The 6,205-nt window shown below is 45.9% G+C and carries 4 protein-coding genes; 2 read left to right on the top strand and 2 right to left on the bottom strand.

The genetic code is table 11. From position 1 onward, the window contains the following. Positions 1–93 precede the first annotated feature (93 nt). Both WBA23_RS14195 and WBA23_RS14190 read left to right on the top strand, forming a co-directional pair. Positions 94–2,559: a TonB-dependent receptor gene (locus tag WBA23_RS14195; RefSeq protein WP_424582936.1), complete on the top strand. Its 2,466-nt coding sequence runs from the start codon at positions 94–96 to the stop codon at positions 2,557–2,559. Positions 2,560–2,569: 10 nt separating this feature from the next. Next, positions 2,570–3,532 (top strand): DUF4249 domain-containing protein, encoded by a 963-nt coding sequence (locus tag WBA23_RS14190; protein WP_424582935.1) that lies wholly within the window; start codon positions 2,570–2,572, stop codon positions 3,530–3,532. 278 nt (positions 3,533–3,810) lie between these two features. Here the strand turns inward: WBA23_RS14190 and scpA are convergent, their stop codons facing one another. After that, positions 3,811–5,922: a methylmalonyl-CoA mutase gene (gene scpA, locus WBA23_RS14185; RefSeq protein WP_424582934.1), complete on the bottom strand. Its 2,112-nt coding sequence runs from the start codon at positions 5,920–5,922 to the stop codon at positions 3,811–3,813. Next, on the bottom strand, positions 5,919–6,205 hold a 287-nt coding region (locus WBA23_RS14180; RefSeq protein ID WP_424582933.1), incomplete at its 5' end, for a hypothetical protein. The genes scpA and WBA23_RS14180, both read right to left, overlap by 4 nt.

Here is a 6,205-nt window from a genome sequence, read left to right as displayed (position 1 = left end):
ATATAGCACTGGAACTGTAAAAAAATTTGTTTTCTTTTACAACCTTTACATTCCGGCACGACTCATTACCTAAAGCTGATAATCTTCTCCCGAATGAAGTACGCCCGACTGGCTACCTACCTCTTAGTTCTCTTAGGATTAAATGCCTACGCCCAAAGTTCACTGAATGCTAAAATCTCGGTAAGTACGCTCACCCCCACTACTGAGCAACTGGTAGATAAAATTGAATCTGCCGACCGATATACCATCAGTGGCTATATTAAGGACGCGACCAGTGGCGAAAGCCTTATCGGAGCTAATGCCTTTGAGGAAAGCACTTTACAGGGAACCAGTAGCAATACCTACGGCTTCTACAGTCTTACCCTTCCCGCTAGCGATACGGTCAATATCATTTATTCCTACGTAGGGTATCAGCCGCAAGTAATTTCTTTAGTTCTAGATCAAGATACTACTATCAACATCGGGTTAACGGAAAGTGCCTTGTTGGATGAAGTAGTCATTACCGCAACGGAAGCCGAAAAAATTCAGGAGGTAACCCAGATGAGTACGATCTCGATACCAATTGAACAGATTAAATCTATGCCCGCCTTCTTGGGGGAAGTAGACGTACTCAAAACCCTGCAACTGCTGCCGGGAGTTCAGTCGGGAAACGAAGGAACCAGTGGTATTTACGTGCGCGGCGGCGGGCCCGATCAAAATTTAATCCTGCTCGACGGGGTGCCGGTATACAATGCTTCTCACCTATTTGGTTTCTTCTCCGTGTTCAATGCCGACGCGATCAATAACGTGCAATTGATTAAAGGGGGCTTTCCCGCCCGCTACGGCGGTCGGCTTTCCTCAGTGATTGATATCAGCATGAAGGAGGGGAATATGAAAGAGTTTCACAGCGAGGGCTCAATCGGACTGGTAGCTTCTAAGCTTACGTTAGAGGGTCCTATCTGGAAAGACAAGACTTCGTTTATTGTCTCGGGCCGACGGACCTACATTGATCTACTTACCCGACCGATCATTAGGGCGGCATCGGAAGGAGCGGGTACGGGTGGATATTATTTTTACGATTTAAACGCGAAGATCAATCACCGTTTTTCTGACCAAGACCGGCTGTATCTGAGTGCTTATCTGGGCGACGATCGTTTCTACGCCGAGTCGAAGGATGAATATATTGAACAGGGAATTGAGCTAGAAGATAGTTTTCGGGCCGGACTCAACTGGGGAAACGTTACTTCCGCTCTACGTTGGAACCACGTGTTCAATAACAAGTTATTTAGTAACCTCACCCTAACTTACAGTCGCTACCGCTTCAATATTGAGAGCGGATTTACCTTCGAGTACGTTCAGGACGAAGAAAAGGTCACCAACGTAGGGGATGTACAGTACCTATCCGGCATTCGTGACTTTGCGGCTAAACTTGACTTTGATTTTATTCCCTCGCCCAATCACTACATCCGCTACGGGGTCAATGCGATTCGCCACCGCTTCAACCCGGGTGCGTTCAGTGTGTTTGACGATGATGCCAATTTTCCGTTAGATACCGTTCTTAACTCAACCACCTTCCGGGCTAATGAATTCGCGGCTTACGTAGAAGACGATTGGCAGATCAGCCAACGGATAAAAGTAAACTTGGGTTTGCACATTTCAGCTTTTGATGTGGGGGAAACATTTTACCATTCTCTTCAACCCAGGGTAGCGGCTCGGTACCTACTATCTGATAAACTCTCTTTAAAGGCCTCCTACGCTCGCATGACTCAGTTTATACATTTGCTGACCAACTCCGGCGTCGGTCTTCCTACCGATTTGTGGGTTCCGGCTACCGAACTAGTTCCCCCGCAGCAGTCGCATCAGGTAGCGATAGGAGCCGCTCGCTCACTGAGTTATAAGTACGAAATTAGTCTGGAGGCCTACTACAAGACAATGGATAATGTGATTGAGTACAAGGAGGGAGCATCCTTTGCCGCTCCTGGTCAAGACTGGCAAACCTTGGTAGAAATCGGTGACGGCTGGAGCTACGGCACCGAGATGCTGCTTCAGAAGAAAGTGGGTAAAACTACCGGTTGGCTGGGCTACACCCTATCCTGGACGAACCGGCAGTTCGATAATTTAAACTTCGGCCGCACCTTTCCTTACAAGTATGACCGTCGGCACGATGCTAGCATTGCGTTGGTACACCAGTGGAAGAAGAACCGGGAGTTTTCGTTCACCTGGGTATATGGTACCGGCAATGCTATTTCTATTCCTCGCTCGTTGTACGCAGCAGAAGAAAGTATCCGTTCATTCGGATTTTTTCAACCTGAACCTAATCAGTTTAATCCTGGTGAAGTGTACTATTACGGGGAACGGAATAGCTACCGGATGGCCGCGTATCACCGCTTAGATGCCAGTGTAACGTTTCGTAAAGACACTCGCTGGGGACAACGTGCTTGGGTGTTTGCCGTATATAACGCCTACAGCCGACAAAACCCGTTCTTTATCTACTACACTGGTTTTGGAGACAACAGCCGCTTCCGGCAGTTTAGCCTCTTCCCCATCATTCCCTCAGTAAGTTACCGTTTTGAATTTTAATTTTACCACTATGCATATTCAGCGTATTTTCTCGTTATTACTATCAGCAATTACACTTTTATCTTGTGAGACGGTAGTAGATATTGATCTTCCTGTTGAGCCTACCCGTTTAGTTGTTAATGGTTTCATTAACCCTGATAGTGCCGTGGCGGTACGGATTAGCAAGAGTCGTTTTGTGCTCGATCGCTCCCAGGCATTCACCTTAGTTGATGACGCCATAGTCACCCTTTTTGAAAATGGACTAGAAGTCACGCAACTAACTACTGAAGGTGAAGGTTGGTATACTTCATCCTTTCGCCCTCAGGCTGGAAGTGAATATATAATTCAAGCGAGTGCTAGTGGGCTTGAACCAGTAGAGGCTAATACTGAAGTACTTCCAATCGTTGTTATAAAAGCATTGACTGCTGATAGTGTCCGTCGCGAGACAGGCACTTCTTGCTTTAACGATGATTGTCAGCCTATTTATTCAACAGATTATCGTGTGCAATTGAGCCTATCTGACCCAGTTAATCAAGATAATTTTTACGAAGTACAAGCCTACACTGTGGTAGTAGATTCTTTTCCAGTCTTTGATGACAATTCCGACGAACCCACTGGTTATGATGTGATTACGTATCGAGGAGAAGCCTATCTAACTTCAGACGATCCGGTAGTAAGCAGTACTGAGTTTGACTTTGGTGATGGTGCCTTCTTTGGTTCTTCCCTGCTGTTTACTGATGAAATCTTTTCTGGTAATGAGTATACTCTAAATTTTACCAGTGAAGGTTCTTTTGGTGGCAATATTACTCGTCTTATTATTGTACTACGTACACTTTCCAACGATCAATATCAGTATCTTCGCACCCTACAATTACAGGAATATAACGAGGGCGATCCATTTGCCGAGGTAGTCCCAGTATATAACAACATTGAAAATGGCTTTGGTATCTTTGCCGGTTATAGCGCTGACTCTGTGGTAGTTGATATTGATTAGTTCAAGTTTAACTACAAATTTTACCCGAATATATTTTGGTATTTTTTTCCATTAGAGTTTAGCCCACAATTCTTTCCTCAACGTAACCAGAGCATCACCCAAGAACAATATATTACTAAGAGTGGGTTAGGCAATAATACTATAGCTTGGATTCTGGATATAGATTTTCCCGCTAAAGGGGAAGATTTTGTTATAAAGTTACCGTCTAGAAAGTGAAAGTAGGCGGTAAGTACCAAGACTTTATTTGTCAAGTAACAGTGATCGGTTACTAACCTAAACTAGCCGGGGCTGCTCAGTTTATTAAGAATATCTTGAGCTGCTCGGGCAATCACTGTGCCGGGCCCAAATACACCCAATACGCCCAGCTGATACAAAAGGTCGTAATCTTTGGGTGGAATTACTCCGCCAACGATAATACCAATATCGTCGCGGTCAATCTTTCTAAGCTCTTCCAGTAGGTCAGGAATTAAGGCTTTGTGCGCTCCGGCCAAACTGGAAATGCCAATGACATGAACATCATTTTCCGCCGCCTGTCGGGCCACTTCTTCTGGGGTTTGAAAGAGTGGGCCGATATCGACATCGAAACCCAAATCAGCGAAACTAGTAGCAATCACTTTAGCCCCTCGATCGTGCCCATCCTGCCCCATTTTAGCTACCAATATTCTCGGGCGTCGCCCTTCTATCTTGGCAAACTGATCGGAAAGCTGACGAGCCTTCATAAAATCTTCGTTCATAGCAATTTCTTTCGCGTAAACTCCCTGCACGGTTTGGGAAGTTGCTTGAAACCGCCCAAAAGTGTTTTCCAACGCCGTAGATATCTCACCCAAGGTAGCCCTTTCCCGAGCAGCAACTACCGCAAGCTCCAACAAATTACCATCTCCGGTCTCAGCCGCTTTCTCCAGGACTGTAAGAGCAGAATTAACCTTTCCGCTATCTCGGTTATCTTTGGTTGCTTTTAGCCGTTCTAACTGCTCTAAACGCACCTGCTGGTTATCTACTTCCCGAACTTCGAACCCAGCATTGCTATTACTAGATACTTTAAACCGGTTAACTCCAACAATTACTTCTTCGCCAGCATCAATCCGAGCTTGTTTTCTGGCAGCCGCTTCTTCTATTCTAAGTTTAGGAATGCCCTGCTCAATAGCCTTCGCCATACCACCCAAGCTTTTAATCTCTTCTAAATGACTTAAGGCTTGCTCTACTAATTTTCCGGTGAGTGACTCCACATAGTAAGACCCACCCCAAGGATCAATCACCGAGGTAATAGTAAGCTCTTCTTGTAAAAAGAGCTGCGTATTTCGGGCAATTCGGGCAGAGAACTCGGTAGGCAATGCAATAGCCTCATCTAAGGAGTTAGTATGCAATGATTGAGTTCCACCGAAAACTGCGGCTAATGCTTCCAAGCAAGTTCGGGCTACGTTATTAAACGGATCTTGCTCGGTAAGGCTATATCCGGAGGTTTGGCAGTGAGTTCGCAAGGCCATCGACTTGGCATTCTGCGGATTGAACGGTTTAATCAATTCAGCCCAAAGTAAGCGACCGGCTCGTAGTTTGGCAATCTCGGTAAAGAAGTTCATACCAATGCCCCAGAAGAACGACAATCGAGGGGCAAAGTCATCTATTGCTAAACCTGCCTTCAGCCCTGTTTGCACGTACTCTAAACCATCGGCCAACGTATACGCCAACTCTAAATCGGCCGGTGCCCCCGCTTCGTGCATATGATAGCCGCTAATGCTGATCGAGTTGAACTTAGGCATATGCTGCGCAGTGTACGCGAAAATATCTGCAATAATCTTCAGCGAAGGCTCCGGCGGGTAGATGTAGGTGTTTCGAACCATAAACTCCTTGAGAATATCGTTCTGAATAGTCCCTTTTAGCTGAGCAGGCTTTACGCCCTGTTCTTCCGCGGCCACAATGTAAAAAGCCATTATCGGAATTACCGCCCCGTTCATGGTCATGGAGACCGACATCTGATCGAGCGGTATCTGATCAAACAGAATTTTCATGTCTTCCACGGTGTCAATAGCTACTCCTGCTTTTCCTACGTCGCCTACTACTCGAGGATGATCTGAATCGTAGCCTCGGTGGGTAGGTAGATCAAAAGCTACTGATAATCCCCGTTGTCCGGCGGCCAAGTTCTCGCGATAGAATGCGTTAGATTCAGTTGCCGTAGAGAAACCCGCGTACTGACGGATAGTCCAGGGCTTAGTGACGTACATAGAAGCGTAAGGCCCTCGCAAATAGGGGGGGATTCCCGCCACAAAACCCAAGTGATTGAGATTTTCTACATCTGACTGATTGTATACGGAGGTACTTGAAGATGCTTCACCAGCCATTTGGGGGGAAAGCTGAATAGGTTCCGCTGTATATTTCTGGAAATCAGGCTTCATAGTAGCACTTGCTTAATTACATTGAAAAAAGTCGCCAGATCAGCCTGAGAGTGTAAAACCGCAGCCAACACTTTCTCTTGTTGTAGCTTAGCTAACAACGACATTTGGCCTACCGCTACTTTTGGTATCGAGGCTAATTCGGAACGAGCAGAAATATTAACTAAATGCGATTCGTACCAAACGTCGTCTCCGCAAAAAATTAGAATGTTGGGCAGGCCTTTCTCTAAGATAGTTTCCAATGAGTTCTCCACCGTAAGATCAGGCAGCCCTATTGTTGTTAGTG

This window comes from Tunicatimonas sp., from assembly GCF_049647865.1.
Lineage (GTDB): Bacteria > Bacteroidota > Bacteroidia > Cytophagales > Cyclobacteriaceae > Tunicatimonas.
This window is presented reverse-complemented; position numbering and strand designations above follow the sequence as displayed.